The sequence below is a fragment of the Paracoccus ravus genome (genome assembly GCF_004522175.1).
Lineage (GTDB): Bacteria > Pseudomonadota > Alphaproteobacteria > Rhodobacterales > Rhodobacteraceae > Paracoccus > Paracoccus ravus.
Genome location: NZ_SDEB01000001.1, coordinates 69,620 through 85,337, shown reverse-complemented (window position 1 = coordinate 85,337; position 15,718 = coordinate 69,620). Strand labels below are relative to the sequence as shown.

Below are 15,718 nucleotides of genomic sequence, written 5' to 3'. Positions count from 1 at the left end.
ATGATTGGCGAAATCATCGTCTCGGCCCTGCTGGTGGTGGGCGGTTTCTTTGGCCTCGTGGGCTCCTACGGGCTGGTCAAGCTTCCCGATCAGATGACGCGGCTTCATGCGCCGACCAAATCGGCGACGCTGGGCGTGGGCGCGGTGCTGATCGCCTCGCTGATCTGGTTTCCGACGCAGAATGGAGACGTGACCTGGCACGAACTGCTGATCACCCTGTTTCTGTTCCTGACCGCGCCCGTGACCGGAAATGTCATCGCCAAGGCGAATATGCACATGAACTGGCGTCCCGAGAACATCCCGGGTCCGGCCGAGGACACGAGCTGGTCGACCTATGCCCATCCGCAGCATGACCGGAAATGAAGCCGACCTGTTGCGTGAATCCCACAGATCACGTCAGGATCGCGGAATATCAAATTTTTGTGCTTCTCGGAGGCGCGCTGCCGTATAGGTTGCACGCAGCCTTTCAATACCAAATAATTTTCCCATGACCAGATATATGATCGCGGCGATGCTGCTGGCCCTCGCGGCATGCAGCCCCGCGGAGCAGCCTCCCGAAGTATCGACCGTCGTTTCAAGCAAGTCGGCTATGCCGCGCGGCATCCTGCGCACCGACGGGCACGGCCCCGTGCTTGTTTCAGTCGCCGGTACCGCGCTTTGCGGCAGCGTCTCGGCTGCCGAGGCAAAGATCGCGCTGAATCACAGCAATGCGGTGCGCGCCGCCGCCGCGTTGCCGCCGCTGCGTCTGGATGCCCGGCTCACCAAGGCGGCCGAGCAGCAGGCCTGCGACATGGCCAGCCGTGGTGTGATGGAGCACCGGGGCCGCGCCTCGGCGGGACCGGCCATGCGCATCAAGCAATTGGGTTACAAGCCCAAGATCACGGCCGAGAATATCGCCGCCGGAGCCACCTCGCTCTTTGATCTCGAGGGCGCGCTGCGCCAATGGGAAGCATCCGGCGCACATCGTCAGAACACCAATATTCCCCAGATGGAAGAGATGGGGATCGGCCGCGCCTTGTCGCCGGACGGACGCGTCGCCTATTGGTCCGTGGTCTATTCCGATCCGAAATGACGCCGTTCCCGGACGGCATCGCATGAAAAAGGCCGCCTCTCGGGGCGGCCTTTCGCTTTGGTGTGGGTTTTCGCCTTGGGGCAGGGGCGATCAGATCAGCCCGGCATGATCCATGGCCTTGTCGATCGCGGCCTTGGTTGCCTCGGTCAGGCCAACCAGCGGCAGGCGGACGCGCTCGCTGCACATGCCGAGCCGGGACATCGCGTATTTCGCACCGGCGACACCCGGCTCAAGGAAGATCGCGACATGCAGCGGCAGCAGCTTGTCCTGAATCTCCAGCGCCTTGGCATAGTCGCCGGCCAAGGTCGCCTCTTGGAACTGGGCGCAAAGCCGGGGCGCGACATTCGCCGTGACCGAGATGCAGCCCGTGCCGCCATGCGCGTTGAAGCCAAGCGCCGTGGCGTCCTCGCCCGAAAGCTGGACGAAATCCGCGCCGCAGGTGGCGCGCTGCATCGAGACGCGCTCGATCTTGCCGGTTGCATCCTTGACGCCGATGATGCGCGGCAGCCGGGCCAATTCGCCCATCGTCTCTGGGGTCATGTCGATGACCGAGCGGCCGGGGATGTTGTAGATGATGATCGGCAGGTCGCTGGCATCGTGCAGCGCGGTGTAATGCGCGATCAGCCCGGTTTGCGTCGGCTTGTTGTAATAGGGCGTGACGACCAGCGCCGCATCGGCCCCGGCGGCCTGCGCGTGCTGCACGAGGCCGATGCCCTCGCGCGTCGAGTTCGAGCCCGCCCCGGCAATCACCGGGATGCGGCCCGCGACCAGGCGCACGACCTCTTCGACCACGGTGCGATGCTCGTCATGGCTCAGGGTCGGACTTTCGCCGGTGGTGCCGACCGGCACGAGGCCATGGCTGCCTTCGGCGATATGCCACTCGACCAGCTTCTTCAGCGCCGGAAGATCCAATTCGCCATCGGGGGTGAAGGGCGTGACCAGCGCGGGCAGAGAGCCTTTGAACATGACAGTATCCTGAGTTTGAATCCTCGTTGGCCTTACATCTCGTGGCGTCGCTTGCCAAGGATGTGAGTTGCGCGGCCGCGGGAAAGCCCGCAGTAATGAAGCCATGATGTATCCTTTGCGCGACAGGGTTCTGGGGCCGCTTCTGGCCCTGACGCTGGCTCTTGGCCTGTCCCCTACCCATGCCGAGGATTCCGCGGCGCTTGCCCGCGCCCTCGCCGCCTCGGGGGCGCGCGACTGGCAGGATGCCAGCGGCCATGCCCGCCGCTCGGGTCCGATCGCCGAGGCGCTGGTGCAATGGCACAAGCTGCGCGCCGGGCAGGGCAAATGGCCGGAATATCTGGGTTTTGTGCGCCATTACCGCGACTGGCCGGGGATGGAACTGCTCTACCGACGGGGGGATGCCTTGCTGCGTGCCGACATGCCCGCCGCCGAGGTGATCGAATGGTTCGGCCCGCGCCGTCCCGATACGCTGAACGGAGCCAAGGCCTATATCGCGGCGCTAAAGGCCACGAATCCCGAGGCCGCCCGGGCCGAGATCGTGCGTTTCTGGACTGAACAACCCCTGACCGAATCCGAATCCGACAATTTCGTGGCCGTCTATGGCGGCGATCTGGTCGGCAGGCATGACGCGCGGTTGTCGAATCTGCTGGATCTCGGCGAATGGCAATCGGCGCAACTCGTTCTTCCGCTGGCGACCCCGGCCGCGCAGAATATCGGCCGCGCCCGCATCGCTCTGCAATCCCGCCAGGCGGGGGTCGATTCGCTGATCCTTGCGCTGTCGGACGCACAGCGGGACGATGCCGGGCTCGCGCTTGACCGGTTCCGCTGGCGCGTCGGGGCGAAGATGACCGATCTGGCCCGCGACCTGATGCTGGAACGCTCGACCAGCGCCGAGGCGCTGCGCGCTCCTGCGGAATGGGCGGGATTGCGCGCCGATTACGCACGGCAGGCGATGCGGGCGGGCGATTGGCCTCTGGCCGAAAGACTGGCCGCCGGGCATTTCATGCCCGAGGGCAGCGAGCGTTTCATCGACCTTGAATGGCTGGCAGGCTTTGCTGCCCTGAAACAGGGCGCGGCGGACCGGGCCATCTCGCATTTCACCCGACTTCAGGCCGGAGTCAGCAGTCCGATTTCGCTGTCGCGCGCCCTTTACTGGCAGGGGCGCGCGCATGAGCTTGCGGGCGAGACGGCCGCCGCGAAAGCGGCCTATCTTCATGCCGCGAATTGGCAGACGGCCTATTACGGCCAGCTTGCCGCAGAGAAGCTGCGCCAGCCGATGCAACCGGCGCTGGCCGTGCCGGGACTTGCGAATGACAGCCTGCCGGAATGGCGCGACAGCCAGATCCGCTACAATCCGGTGTGGCAGGCCGGGGCATGGCTGCTTTCGGCTGGCGAAACAGATCTTGCCGCGCGGTTCTTCCTGCATCTGGCCGAGACCGCGCCGCCCGATCAGATCGGCGGCATGGCGCGGCTCATGCTCGAGATGCACCGGCCTTGGCACGCGCTGCGCCTTGCCAAGGCCGCGGCCGCCAAGGGTGTGGTCTTTCCGGCCGCCTATTTCCCGCTGACCGGGCTTGAAGCAAAGCCTCTGGGCCTGCCGCCCGAACTGGTCATGTCCATCGCCCGGCGCGAAAGCGAGTTCAACCACACCGTCTCGTCCCATGCCGGAGCTTTGGGGTTGATGCAGGTGATGCCGGGCACGGCGCGCGACATGGCGGCGAAGCTGGGCGAGCGCTATGACGCGCCGCGGCTGACGCGGGACGCGGCCTATAATGCCCGGCTGGGCGCCGCCTATCTGGACGGGCTCCGGGACCGTTTCGGCCCCTCGATCGCGCTGGTCAGCGCAGGCTATAACGCGGGGCCGGGCCGCTCGGCCCGCTGGCTCGACGATTTCGGCGACCTGCGCCGCGATGCCGATCCGGTGGATTGGGTCGAGATGATCCCCTTTGACGAGACCCGCAATTACGTCATGCGCGTGACCGAGGCGCTGCCGATTTATCGCGCGCGGATCATGGGAAAGCCCGCGCCGATCGTGCCGACCTTTGACCTGAACGGGGGCGGGACGATGCCGGTCCCGAAACAGCCCTTGCTGCATCTTGCGGTGTCCAAGCGCCCGCCGCTTTCGCCGCGCAGCCTGATGCATTACGGCGCGGGCGGAGTTCTGGCCGAGGTGCTGGGTCCGGCCCCCGCGATTCAGGAAGCCAAGGTCAACGAGCCCGGCTCGCCGCTTCCCGAAGCCGAGACCGCCACCAGGTAAAAAGCCCCGCGCCCACCACGATCGCGCCGCCTAGGGCGACATTGGGCGCAAGAGTCTCGCCAAAGACCAAGACAGCGAAAATGCTGATCCAGACGAGTTGGGTATAAGAAAAGGGCTGCAGCGAAGAGGCTTCGGCCATTTCATAGGCCTTGATCAGCAGCATATGTCCGGTCGCCGCACCGATGCAGAGCAGCAGCAGCCAAGGCATGTCGCCCATTGCGATAGGCTGCCATTCCATCAGGCCAAAGGGGGTGATCGCCACCGCGCCCGCGACGGCTGTCCAGAAAAAGCTGGCCATTGCGCCATCGTCGCGCGCGACAAGCCGCGTCAGCAATCCGTAAAGCGCAAACATCGCCGCGGCGAGGAAGGGCAGCGATGCCTCGGCCGAGAAAACGCCGCTTCCGGGCTTCAGCACGATCAGGATGCCGACGAATCCCACGCCCACGGCGACCCATCTGCGCCAGCCAACCTTTTCGCCAAGAACCGGACCCGACAGGGCCGAGATCAGCAGCGGATAGCAGGCAAAGACCGCATGGGTGTTGATCAGGCCAAGCCGGACGAACGCCTCGACCGTGACGACCACCTCGAAGGCCAGAAGCACGCCGCGAAAGATCTGCATTCCCGGACGCTTTGTCCGGATCGCCGCGCGAATCCCCCCCGGCGCGCGCGCGCAAAGGAGCAGCACGAAGCCGACGAAGAACCAGTAGCGCAGGGTGACGACAAAGATCGGGGAATAGGCCGTGCCCAGATGTCGCGACATCCCGTCCATGATCGCAAAGACCAGAGAGGCGGCGCAGATCGTCAGGATGGCTTTGCCTTGCCGATCCCCAGCCGGTGAAGGCTGAAGTGCGGATTGCGGCGAAGACGGGGCCCATCTCGGCCCCGCCGGAATTTTCTCGGTCATGGCGGGCAATCCTCTGGTATGGAAGCCATGCGCCCGACCGGGGGAAAGGTCAACCGCGATCAGTCGCGCGAACGGATGATCTCGGCGAAGGGTTCGAAAAGCTGCGCATTGCCCGCGATGATCGAGCCCGATTCGATGGGGCTGTCCTCGGAGCGGACGGATTCGACGAAGCCGCCTGCTTCCTTCACCAGCAGGATGCCAGCCGCGACGTCCCACGAATGGATGCCCCGCTCCCAATAGCCGTCGAATCGGCCCGAGGCGACATAGGCCAGATCCAGCGAGGCCGCACCCCAGCGGCGCACGCCGGCGGTGACGGGCATCAGGCGGCTCAGGTCGCGGATCGTGGCGGGCAGGGTGCCGCGGCCGCCAAAGGGCACGCCGGTCGCAAAGATCGATTCGATCATCTGGCGGCGGCCCGAAACGCGGATGCGGCGGTCGTTGAGGAACGCGCCATCGCCTTTCTCGGCGGTGTACATCTCGTCTTTCGCGGCGTCGTAGACGACGGCGGCGACGATCTCGCCCTTATGCTCCAGCGCGATCGAGACCGCCCAATGCGGCAGGCCGTGCAGGAAGTTGGTGGTGCCGTCCAGCGGGTCCACGATCCAGCGGCGGGTGGGGTCCTCGCCTGCTTCCTCGCCGGTTTCCTCGCCGATCCAGCCGTAATTCGGGCGCGCGCCGCGCAGCTCTTCCTTGATGATGCGCTCGGCCTCGCGATCGGCGCGGCTGACGAAATCGCCCGCGCCCTTGACGCTGACCTGAAGGTTCTCGACTTCGCGGAAATCTTTAACGAGGCTGCGGCCCGCCTTGCGCGCGGCCTTGATCATGATGTTGAGATTGGCGCTGGCCATGGCATTACCTTTTCTGGGATTGCACGCCTATTAGACAAAGAGCCGCGAAAAGTGAAGCCGGACTAGGGAATGGCGACCATGCAGTAGCCGGGATGGAAGGCCAGACGCACCGAGGTGATCGCGCCCAGGTCATTCCATGTCGTCCTTTGCAGGATCAGCAATGCCGTTCCCTGCCGGGTTTCCAGCAGGCGGGCGTCGCGGGCATCGGCATTTTCCGCCGAAAAGGCCAATTGCCCGCGCAGCCAGGGATAGTTGCGCACAAGCCATTCATTGGGGTTGTTGCGTTGGAAATCGACTGCCTCGACGCCCGGCGCCGCCCGGGGATTGATCCAGCGATCCTCGAGTTGAAAGGGTTTGGCATCGCCGAAATGAACGGTGCGCAGATGGATCATCGCCGCGCCCTCGGGCTCGCCCATCCGGGCGGCAATCTCGGCAGGGGCGGGACGGATCTTCTGCGCCACGACGCGATGGCTATAGACCATGCCCGCAGCCTCGATCTGCTCGCGCACGATGGGAATCGTGAAGGTGGCCTTGCGCGCGGGATTTATCGTGACATGCGTCCCGGCGCGGCGCTTGCGGTCCAAAAGCCCCTCATCCGCCAGCAGTTGCAGGGCCTTGTTGACCGTGGCGCGCGCCACGCCGAACTCCACCGCCAGCGCGGCTTCGTCGGGAATGCGGTCGCCCTGCCGCCATTCCCGATCGACGATGCGGCGGCGGACTTCCGTGGCAATGGTAAGGGCCTTGGACGAGGGCAAGAGGCGGTCGGTCACAGGCGATCCTGAAGGCGTGCAATGGTGGCAAGATAATCCGCGACGATGCCGTCGCGGGCGATATGGCGGCCATCCTGCACGACATGGCGTCCGGCAGACCAGACCTCGCGGACCAGCCCGTCATGCCCGGCGAAGATGAGGCTGTCGAGCAACTGATCGCCCTCGCGCCCGAACGTCACGGGGGTCTTCAGATCCACCGCGCAGAGATCGGCCCAGAGCCCGGCGCGGATCGCCCCGGTCTCGCGTCCGGCTGCGGTTGCGCCGCCATCGAGGCCCGCCTCATAGAGCACCCGCCCGGTCGAGCGCTCGGGCGTCGCCAGAATTGCCCGGCCCCGGTCGCGCAGGCGCTGGCTGTATTCCAGCGTGCGCAGTTCCTCGGCGAGCGAGATGCGGATATTGCTGTCCGAACCGAATCCGTAGCGCCCGCCCGCCTCGGCCCAGGTCGTGCCGTTGAAGATGCCGTCTCCCAGGGAGGATTCGGTGATGGGGCAAAGGCCCGCAACAGCGCCGGTGGCGGCAAGGCGGCGGGTCTCGTCCTCGGTCATATGGGTCAGGTGGATCAGGGTCCAGCGCCGGCCGGGCGCGAAATTCTCCAGCACCCATTCGACCGGGCGGCGGCCATAGGCGGCGCTGATCTCGTCGATCTCGGGGATCTGCTCGGCCAGATGCATGTGCAGGGGCCGCGTCGGGCGCAGATCGACGCACATCCGCAATGCCTCGGGCGAGACGGCGCGCAACGAATGAGGGGCGATGCCGATGCCGCTATCCGCGTCCAGATGTGCCAGCGTGCCCTCGGCCCCTTCCAGCAGCTTCTGGAACTCCTCGGGCGTTGTGCCGAAGCGGTCCTGTCCAGAGATCAGCGCCCGGCGATCCGTCCCGCCGAACTGGTAATGCACCGGCAGCAGGGTCAGGCCGATGCCGGTGCGGCGGGCGGCGGCGGCGATGCGCTCGGACATTTCGGCGATATTGTCGTAATGCCCGCCGCCGATGCGGTGATGCAGATAGTGGAATTCGACATTGGTGGCATAGCCTGCCTCCAGCATCTCCATCTGCACCAGCGCCGCGATCGGCTCGATATCCTCTGGCGTCAGGTGGTCGAGGAAACGGTACATGATCTTGCGCCATGTCCAGAACGTGTCGCGCGGCTCGGGACCCTTGGCTTCGCTCAACCCCGCCATGGCGCGCTGGAAGGCATGGCTATGCAGGTTCGCGAGCGCTGGCAGCAGAAGCTCGACGCGCTGCCCGGCGGGCGGCGCATTCGTGACGACCGAGCGGATCCGGCCCCGATCCAGCGTGACCGATACATTTTCCGCCCAGCCTTCGGGCAGCAAGGCCCGCTCTGCCCAGATCTGACCCATGCATTTGCCCTTCTTTGCGTCAAAATAAGTTTAGACATAGAATTTGATTAAGTTTAGACATAGAAAAATCAGGAAATCAATCGGGGCCTTCGCGATGCTGCTTCTTACCCAAGGAAGATTCTCCATCATGGACGAAGATTCAGGCGGATACGGGCTGATCGAAGAGGGGGCTTTGCTTCTCGAAGGTGACAGGATCCTCTGGGTTGGACCTGAAGCTCAGCTTCCCGCCCATTACGCCCAAGCGCACCGCCATGATCTGGGCGGAAGGCTGGTCACACCGGGGCTGATCGACTGCCATACCCATGTCGTCTTTGGCGGCGACCGTGCGCGGGAATTCGAGATGCGCCTCGAGGGGGCCAGCTACGAAGAGATCGCCCGCGCGGGTGGCGGCATTCTGTCCTCGGTCCGCGCCACGCGCGAGGCGGATGAGGCCGCGCTTCTCGCCTCGGCCCTGCCGCGCATCGACACGCTGCTGGCGGAAGGCGTCACCACGCTTGAGATCAAGTCGGGCTATGGGTTGGAGACCGAGACCGAACTCAAGATGCTGCGCGTCGCGCGCCGCATCGGTCGGATCCGCCCGGTCACCATCCGCACGACATGGCTTGCCGCCCATGCCGTGCCGCCGGAATACAAGGACGACCGCGCCGCCTATATCCGCGATGTCGTCATCGCGGGAATGGAGTCAGGTCATGCCGAGGGCCTGATCGACGCCGTCGACGGCTTTTGCGAGGGCATTGCCTTTTCGCGCGACGAAATGGCGCAAATCTTTGACCATGCCACCCGCCTCGGCCTGCCGGTCAAGCTGCATGCCGAGCAGCTTTCCGACCTGCATGGCGCGGAAATGGCGGCGCAGCATGGCGCGATCTCGGTCGATCACCTGGAATGGCTGGGGCAGGACGGGATCGACGCGATGGCGGCCTCGGGGACTGTCGCGGTGCTGCTGCCCGGTGCCTTTTATACCCTGCGCGAGACGAAATACCCGCCGGTTCAGGCGCTGCGCGATGCGGGCGTCCCGATTGCGCTGGCGACCGACTGCAATCCCGGCACCTCGCCGCTGACCTCGATCCTGCTGACGATGAACATGGGCGCGACGCTCTTCCGCCTGACGCCCGCAGAATGCCTGACCGGCGTGACCCGCCACGCCGCGACCGCTTTGGGGCTGAGTGATCGCGGCCAGCTTAAACCCGGAATGCGCGCCGATCTGGCCGTCTGGGACATCCAGCACCCCGCCGAGCTGACTTATCGCATCGGCTTCAATCCCCTTCATGCCCGCTTTGTCGGAGGCGAACTTGTCTGAACTGATCCTGACCCCCGGTGAGACCACACTCGCCCAGCTTGAACGCGTCTGGCGCGACGCGCTCTCGGTGCGCTTGGCCGACAGCGCCCGCCCCGGTATCTTGGCCTCGGCTGCCCGCATCGCCGCCGCCGCGAATGGCGATGTGCCGGTCTATGGCGTGAATACGGGCTTCGGCAAACTCGCCTCGATCAAGATCCGCGCCGAGGACACCGCCACCCTGCAACGCAACCTGATCCTGTCGCATTGCTGCGGCGTGGGCGAGGCGGTCGAGCTACCGACGACCCGCCTCATCATGGTGCTGAAACTTCTCTCGCTGGGCCGTGGCGCCTCGGGCGTGCGCCCCGAGGTCATCGCGCTGATCGAGGGCATGCTGGCCCAGGACGTCCTGCCCGTGATCCCCTCGCAGGGTTCGGTCGGGGCCTCTGGCGATCTCGCACCACTCGCGCATATGGCCGCGACTCTGCTGGGCGAGGGCCGCGCGACGCTGAAAGGCCGAGAGATGGCCTCGGCAGAGGCATTGGCTGGCGCTGGCCTGAAACCGGTCGTTCTGGCTGCGAAAGAGGGTTTGGCGCTCATCAACGGCACGCAGGCCTCGACCGCCTTCGCGTTGGCAGGGCTGTTCGACGGTTTCGCGGCGGCGCGCGCTGCGCTGATCACCTCGTCGCTGTCCACGGATGCGATCATGGGCTCGACCGCGCCCTTCTTCGAGGAGATTCACACGCTGCGCGGTCATCGCGGCCAGATCCTTGCCGCGCAGGTGATTCGTGGGCTGATGGAGGGTTCGGAGATTCGCGAAAGCCATCGCGAGGGCGATAGCCGCGTGCAGGACCCCTATTGCATCCGCTGCCAACCGCAGGTCACCGGGGCCTGCATCGACCTGCTCTGGCAGGCCGCGCGCACGCTGGAGATCGAGGCCAATGCCGCGACCGACAACCCGCTGGTTCTGGTTGGCGCGGATCAGATCGTCTCGGGCGGGAATTTCCATGCCGAGCCGGTGGCCTTCGCTGCCGACCAGATTGCGCTGGCGATCTCGGAAATCGGCGCGATCTCGCAGCGCCGCATCGCGCTGATGGTGGACCCGACGCTGAGCCATGACCTGCCGCCCTTCCTGACGCCCGATCCGGGCCTGAATTCGGGCCTGATGATCGCCGAGGTCACCTCGGCCGCATTGATGAGCGAGAACAAGCATCTCGCCAATCCCTGCTCAACCGATTCGACGCCGACCAGTGCCAATCAGGAAGATCATGTGTCGATGGCTGCGCATGGCGCGCGCCGGTTGAAACGCATGAACGCGAACCTTGCCCATATCATCGGGATCGAGGCGCTTTGCGCCGCCGCAGGCGTCGAGTTCCGCGCGCCGCTGACCACTTCGGCCCCGTTGCAAGCCGTGATCGCCACGCTGCGCGCGACGGTTCCGGCGCTGGATCAGGACCGCTACATGGCCCCGGATTTGGTGGAATGCGCGCGCCTGGTCCGCGAGGGCGTTCTGGTCGCCGCCGTCGCACCCGAACTGCTGTCCGAGGTGACGCCGTGAATCCGGTCGAAGTTATCCAAGGCGACAGCCCGATCATTCTTGGCCTGCCCCATACCGGGACTTGGCTGCCCGATGAGATCCGCGCGCGGCTGAACCCGCGCGGTCAGGTGCTGGCCGATACCGACTGGCATATCGAGCGGCTTTATGACGGCCTCCTGCCCGGCGCGACGACGGTGCGGGCGACTTTTCACCGCTATGTCATCGACGCCAATCGCGGCCCGGACGACGCAAGCCTTTATCCCGGCCAGAACACCACCGGGCTGGTGCCGCTCACCGATTTCGACGGTGAGGCGATCTGGGTCACCGAGCCTACAGCCGAGGAAATCTCCGAGCGCAAGGCCCGCTTCCACGCGCCCTATCACGCGGCCCTAGCCGCGGAAATCGAGCGGGTGCTGGCAAAGCATGGCGTGGCGATCCTCTATGACTGCCACTCGATCCGCAGCCATATCCCGTTCCTGTTCGAGGACACGCTTCCCGATTTCAACATCGGCACGAATAGCGGGCGCTCCTGCGCGCCGGCCATCGAGGCCGCCGTGCAGGAGGTCGCAGCCGCGACGGGCCGGACCCATGTGCTGAATGGGCGCTTCAAAGGCGGCTGGACCACGCGGCATTATGGCCAGCCCGACGCGGGCGTCCATGCGATCCAGATGGAACTGGCGCAATCGACCCATCTTTCGACCGAAACCCCGCCCTTTGCCTATGACGAGGCCAAGGCCGAAGCGCTGCGCGTGCCCCTGAAAAAGATCCTGACCAACCTCGCGGCGCTGGCCGCCGAACTGAAGGCGTGAACCCGATGGACAATCCCCGTCACAATACTCGCGACGTCTATCCCGCGACCGGCACCGAACTGACCGCGAAAAGCTGGCTGACCGAGGCCCCGCTGCGGATGCTGATGAACAACCTTCATCCCGACGTGGCCGAGAACCCGCATGAGTTGGTCGTTTATGGTGGCATCGGCCGCGCCGCCCGGACATGGAAGGATTTCGACCTGATCGTCGAGTCGCTGCGCAATCTGGAGGAAGACGAGACGCTGATGGTCCAGTCCGGCAAGCCGGTCGGCGTTTTCCGCACCCATAAGGACGCGCCGCGCGTCTTGATCGCGAACTCGAACCTTGTGCCGCATTGGGCGAATTGGGACCATTTCAACGAACTCGATAAGAAGGGTCTGGCCATGTATGGCCAGATGACTGCGGGCTCGTGGATCTATATCGGTACGCAGGGCATCGTTCAGGGCACCTATGAAACCTTCGTCGAGGCGGGTCGCCAGCATTACGACGGCAATCTCAAGGGCAAATGGGTGCTGACCGGCGGCCTTGGCGGCATGGGCGGCGCCCAGCCTTTGGCGGCCGTCATGGCCGGTGCTTGCTGCCTTGCCGTCGAATGCGACGAGACGCGCGCCGATTTCCGTCTGCGCACCCGCTATGTCGACGAAAAGACCCATGACCTCGATGAGGCGCTGGCGATGATCGATCGCTGGACCAAGGCCGGAGAGGCGAAATCGGTGGCGCTGATCGGCAACGCCGCTGAGGTTTTCCCCGAACTCGTCAAACGCGGCGTCCGCCCGGACATCGTCACCGACCAGACCTCGGCCCATGACCCGGTGCATGGCTACCTGCCGATCGGCTGGAGTGTCGCGGAATGGCGCGCCAAGCAGGAGAGCGACCCGAAAGCCGTGGAAAAGGCTGCCCGTGCGTCCATGCGCATTCAGGTCGAGGCCATGGTCGCCTTTGCCGATGCGGGCATCCCGACCGTCGATTACGGCAACAATATCCGCCAGATGGCGCTGGAGGAGGGGTTCGAGCGCGCCTTTGCCTTCCCCGGTTTCGTGCCTGCATATATCCGCCCGCTGTTCTGCCGTGGCATCGGTCCCTTCCGCTGGGCCGCGCTTTCGGGCGACCCGGAAGACATCCGCAAGACCGATGCCAAGGTCAAGGAATTGATCGACGACGCACATCTGCACAACTGGCTGGACATGGCTGAAGAGCGCATCGCCTTCCAAGGTCTGCCTGCGCGGATCTGCTGGGTCGGTCTGGGCTTGCGCCACAAGCTGGGCCTCGCCTTCAATGAGATGGTCCGCAATGGCGAGCTGAAAGCGCCGATCGTGATTGGTCGCGACCATCTCGATTCGGGTTCGGTCGCCTCGCCCAACCGCGAGACCGAGGCGATGAAGGACGGCTCGGATGCGGTTTCCGACTGGCCGCTGCTCAACGCGCTGCTGAACACTGCGTCCGGCGCGACTTGGGTTTCGCTGCATCATGGCGGAGGTGTTGGCATGGGCTTCAGCCAGCATTCCGGCATGGTGATCTGCTGCGACGGTTCGGAGGATGCCGACCGCCGCATTGAACGTGTGCTCTGGAATGACCCGGCAACCGGCGTGATGCGTCATGCGGATGCAGGTTACGACATTGCCATCGAATGCGCCAAAGAGCATGGGTTGAACTTGCCGGGCATTCTTTGATCAAAGGGGGGCGAGGACGCAACGCAACGACGTCGCCCCCTTAATCCGACCAACAAGGAGAAAGAAATGAGTTTCCAAATGAGCCTCAAGGCAGCGCTTGTCAGCCTGATCGCGCTTGGCGCGGGCACGGCGGCTTCGGCCGACCAACTCGCGGACATCAAGACGGCAGGCAAGATCGTCACTGCGACCGACATGCACTATGCCCCCTTCGACATGCTGAACAACGGCACCTATGAAGGGATGACCAAGGACCTGTTTGACGAAGTGTCGAAGGAAATCGGTGTCGAACCGCTTTATCAGGACATCCCGTGGCCTGCCGAACTGCCGGGTCTTGAGGTCAAGAAATTCGACATCATCATCGCCCCGGTGACCGTCACCCCCGAGCGGCTGGAGCGTTACACCTTCACGCTGCCGATTGCCGACGCGACGGTCGCGCTCGTCAAGGCCGCGAATAGCGAGCTGAAAGCCCCCGAGGACATCAAGGGCAAGACCGTCGGCGTCCAGCAGGGCACGGCGCAGTTCAAGCAGCTCGAAGCCTTTGGCGAGAAACTCGGCGGCATCACCATCAAGGAATATGGCACCACCGATGAGGCCTATGCCGATCTCGCCGCCGGTCGTCTGGACGCGGTCGCTGGCTCGCTGCCGAACCTGACCTATCTCGTGAAGAACCGCCCCGAGACCTTCGCCCTGTTCGAGCCGGCGAAATTCGGCGAGCCGAAATATTTCGCTTGGGCGCTGCGCAAGGATGCGGATTCCGAGCCCTTTGCCAAGGCCATCAATGACGCGCTGCTGAAGATGACCGATGACGGCCGCGTCAAGGCGATTCAGGAAAAGTGGCTCGGCACCTATACCGAGCTTCCGCGCGAAGTGCCGACGAAGTAAGCCGATCGGCGGGCGGGGAAGCCATTCCCCGCCCGTTTTCTTGGGCCAAGACGAGACGTAAATGTTTTCCTTCCCGGTCTTTCTCGAAAGTTTCTGGCCGCTCATCTGGGCGGCGCGCTATACGCTCTTGATCTCGGTTCTGGGCATCGGGCTTGGGCTGGTGATCGGCGCGCTCATCTGCGCCGCACGGCTGTCGCCTTATGCAGCGCTGCGGCGCTTTGCCGCCGTCTGGGTCAGCTTCCTGCGCGGCGTGCCGCTGCTCGTGCAGCTTCTGGTGTTCTATTACACCCTGCCGGTGATCGGGCTGGACGTGCCGGCCACCGTCGCGGCCGTGGTGACCGTGGGCATCTGTGCCAGCGCCTATATTTCCGAGATCTGGCGCGGTGCCATCGCCGCCTTGCCCAAAGGCCAGTCAGAGGCCGCCCTCGCCATCGGCATGACCCCCCGCGACGTCTGGACCCGCGTGGTCCTGCCGCAAGCCGTGACGCTGTCGCTGCCTGCGCTGATCAATGAACTGATCCTGCTGGTCAAAGCCTCGTCGCTCGTCTCGGTCGTGGGCATCCTCGAGATTACCCGCGCGAGTCAGGCGCAGGCCGCGACGACCTTCCGCCCGCTCGAGGTCTATATCGCGGCCGCCTGCATCTATCTGGCGATCAACCTCTGCCTTGCGGCTCTGGGGCGCTACCTTGAACACAGGACGGCCGTGTGATGGATTTCTCGATCTTTCAACAATACGGCCCCGCACTGCTCAAGGGGTTTGGCAATACGATCCTGTGCTGGGCGCTGGGGACGGTCTTTGGCATGGCGCTGGGACTGGTCATCGCGCTGATCCAGCGCTACGCCCCGAAATATATCCGCTGGATCGTCCAAGCCTATATCGAGGTGATCCGGGGCACGCCCTTCCTCGTGCAGCTTTTCGTCCTTTATTACGGCGGGCCGCTGATCGGCCTCAGGCTGGATGCGCTGCCCGCCGGGCTTCTGGGCCTGACCATCTACGGCAGCCCCTATTTCGCCGAGATTTTCCGCTCGGGCTTCCGCGCTGTGCCGCATGGCCAGATCGAGGCCGCCCGCGCCATCGGCATGACCGAGCTTTCGATCGTGCGCCGCATCCTGCTGCCCTTGGGGCTGGTCTCGTCGCTGCCCGCGCTGATCAACTTCTCGATCATCCTGACCAAGGAAACCGTGATCCTGTCCATCATCACGGTGCCCGAACTGATGTATCAGGTGAACCGCATGTCCACCGAGACCTTCCGTTTCCTTGAGGCGAATCTCGTGCTCGCGCTGTTCTTCTGGCTGCTCGTGGAAACCATCTCGCGCGTCGGTCGCCGGTTCGAGGCGCGCATCACCAAACATCTGATCGAAAGGACCTGAG

General features: G+C 64.7%; 15 protein-coding genes. 10 read left to right on the top strand and 5 right to left on the bottom strand.

The window, feature by feature from the left end:
• Together ESZ60_RS00455 and ESZ60_RS00450 are read left to right on the top strand one after the other, a co-directional pair.
• Positions 1-363 carry a Na+/H+ antiporter subunit G gene (locus tag ESZ60_RS00455; RefSeq protein ID WP_134678692.1) on the top strand — a complete coding sequence of 121 codons (363 nt, stop codon included), beginning with the start codon at positions 1-3 and terminating at the stop codon, positions 361-363.
• A gap of 124 nt (positions 364-487) precedes the next feature.
• Positions 488-1,072, top strand: coding sequence for a CAP domain-containing protein (locus tag ESZ60_RS00450; protein WP_134678437.1), 585 nt, complete (start codon positions 488-490; stop codon positions 1,070-1,072).
• Positions 1,073-1,162: 90 nt separating this feature from the next.
• On the opposite strand, the gene dapA is transcribed toward ESZ60_RS00450, so the two are convergent.
• Positions 1,163-2,038: a 4-hydroxy-tetrahydrodipicolinate synthase gene (gene dapA / locus ESZ60_RS00445; protein ID WP_134678436.1), complete on the bottom strand. Its 876-nt coding sequence runs from the start codon at positions 2,036-2,038 to the stop codon at positions 1,163-1,165.
• 103 nt (positions 2,039-2,141) lie between these two features.
• On the opposite strand from dapA, the gene ESZ60_RS00440 reads away from it, so the two are divergent.
• Entirely contained in the window at positions 2,142-4,295 is a 2,154-nt protein-coding gene (locus ESZ60_RS00440; protein ID WP_245155538.1) for a lytic transglycosylase domain-containing protein, read from the top strand.
• On the opposite strand, the gene ESZ60_RS00435 is transcribed toward ESZ60_RS00440, so the two are convergent.
• The 4 genes from ESZ60_RS00435 to ESZ60_RS00420 all read right to left on the bottom strand — a co-directional run bounded on the left by ESZ60_RS00435 (position 4,246) and on the right by ESZ60_RS00420 (position 8,175).
• Positions 4,246-5,199, bottom strand: coding sequence for a DMT family transporter (locus tag ESZ60_RS00435; protein WP_134678435.1), 954 nt, complete (start codon positions 5,197-5,199; stop codon positions 4,246-4,248). The genes ESZ60_RS00440 and ESZ60_RS00435 overlap by 50 nt on opposite strands.
• A 59-nt stretch (positions 5,200-5,258) precedes the next feature.
• Positions 5,259-6,047 (bottom strand): inositol monophosphatase family protein, encoded by a 789-nt coding sequence (locus tag ESZ60_RS00430; protein ID WP_134678434.1) that lies wholly within the window; start codon positions 6,045-6,047, stop codon positions 5,259-5,261.
• Between the two features lie 62 nt (positions 6,048-6,109).
• Entirely contained in the window at positions 6,110-6,817 is a 708-nt protein-coding gene (locus tag ESZ60_RS00425; RefSeq protein ID WP_134678433.1) for a histidine utilization transcriptional repressor HutC, read from the bottom strand.
• Positions 6,814-8,175 carry a formimidoylglutamate deiminase gene (locus tag ESZ60_RS00420; protein WP_134678432.1) on the bottom strand — a complete coding sequence of 454 codons (1,362 nt, stop codon included), beginning with the start codon at positions 8,173-8,175 and terminating at the stop codon, positions 6,814-6,816. The genes ESZ60_RS00425 and ESZ60_RS00420 overlap by 4 nt, the downstream gene beginning before the upstream one ends.
• Before the next feature lie 97 nt (positions 8,176-8,272).
• On the opposite strand from ESZ60_RS00420, the gene hutI reads away from it, so the two are divergent.
• From hutI to ESZ60_RS00385, 7 genes are all read left to right on the top strand, one after another.
• On the top strand, positions 8,273-9,472 hold the full coding sequence (gene hutI / locus ESZ60_RS00415; protein WP_425331298.1) for an imidazolonepropionase: 1,200 nt from the start codon (positions 8,273-8,275) through the stop codon (positions 9,470-9,472).
• On the top strand, positions 9,441-11,006 hold the full coding sequence (gene hutH / locus ESZ60_RS00410; RefSeq protein ID WP_245155536.1) for a histidine ammonia-lyase: 1,566 nt from the start codon (positions 9,441-9,443) through the stop codon (positions 11,004-11,006). The genes hutI and hutH overlap by 32 nt, the downstream gene beginning before the upstream one ends.
• Entirely contained in the window at positions 11,003-11,794 is a 792-nt protein-coding gene (hutG, locus tag ESZ60_RS00405; RefSeq protein ID WP_134678429.1) for an N-formylglutamate deformylase, read from the top strand. Before hutH ends, hutG begins: the two co-directional genes overlap by 4 nt.
• Before the next feature lie 5 nt (positions 11,795-11,799).
• Positions 11,800-13,464: a urocanate hydratase gene (gene hutU, locus ESZ60_RS00400; protein ID WP_134678428.1), complete on the top strand. Its 1,665-nt coding sequence runs from the start codon at positions 11,800-11,802 to the stop codon at positions 13,462-13,464.
• A gap of 66 nt (positions 13,465-13,530) precedes the next feature.
• On the top strand, positions 13,531-14,346 hold the full coding sequence (locus tag ESZ60_RS00395; RefSeq protein WP_134678427.1) for a transporter substrate-binding domain-containing protein: 816 nt from the start codon (positions 13,531-13,533) through the stop codon (positions 14,344-14,346).
• Positions 14,347-14,407: 61 nt separating this feature from the next.
• Positions 14,408-15,055 carry an amino acid ABC transporter permease gene (locus ESZ60_RS00390; protein ID WP_134678426.1) on the top strand — a complete coding sequence of 216 codons (648 nt, stop codon included), beginning with the start codon at positions 14,408-14,410 and terminating at the stop codon, positions 15,053-15,055.
• Positions 15,055-15,717, top strand: coding sequence for an amino acid ABC transporter permease (locus ESZ60_RS00385; protein ID WP_134678425.1), 663 nt, complete (start codon positions 15,055-15,057; stop codon positions 15,715-15,717). Before ESZ60_RS00390 ends, ESZ60_RS00385 begins: the two co-directional genes overlap by 1 nt.
• Position 15,718: the final 1 nt, after the last annotated feature.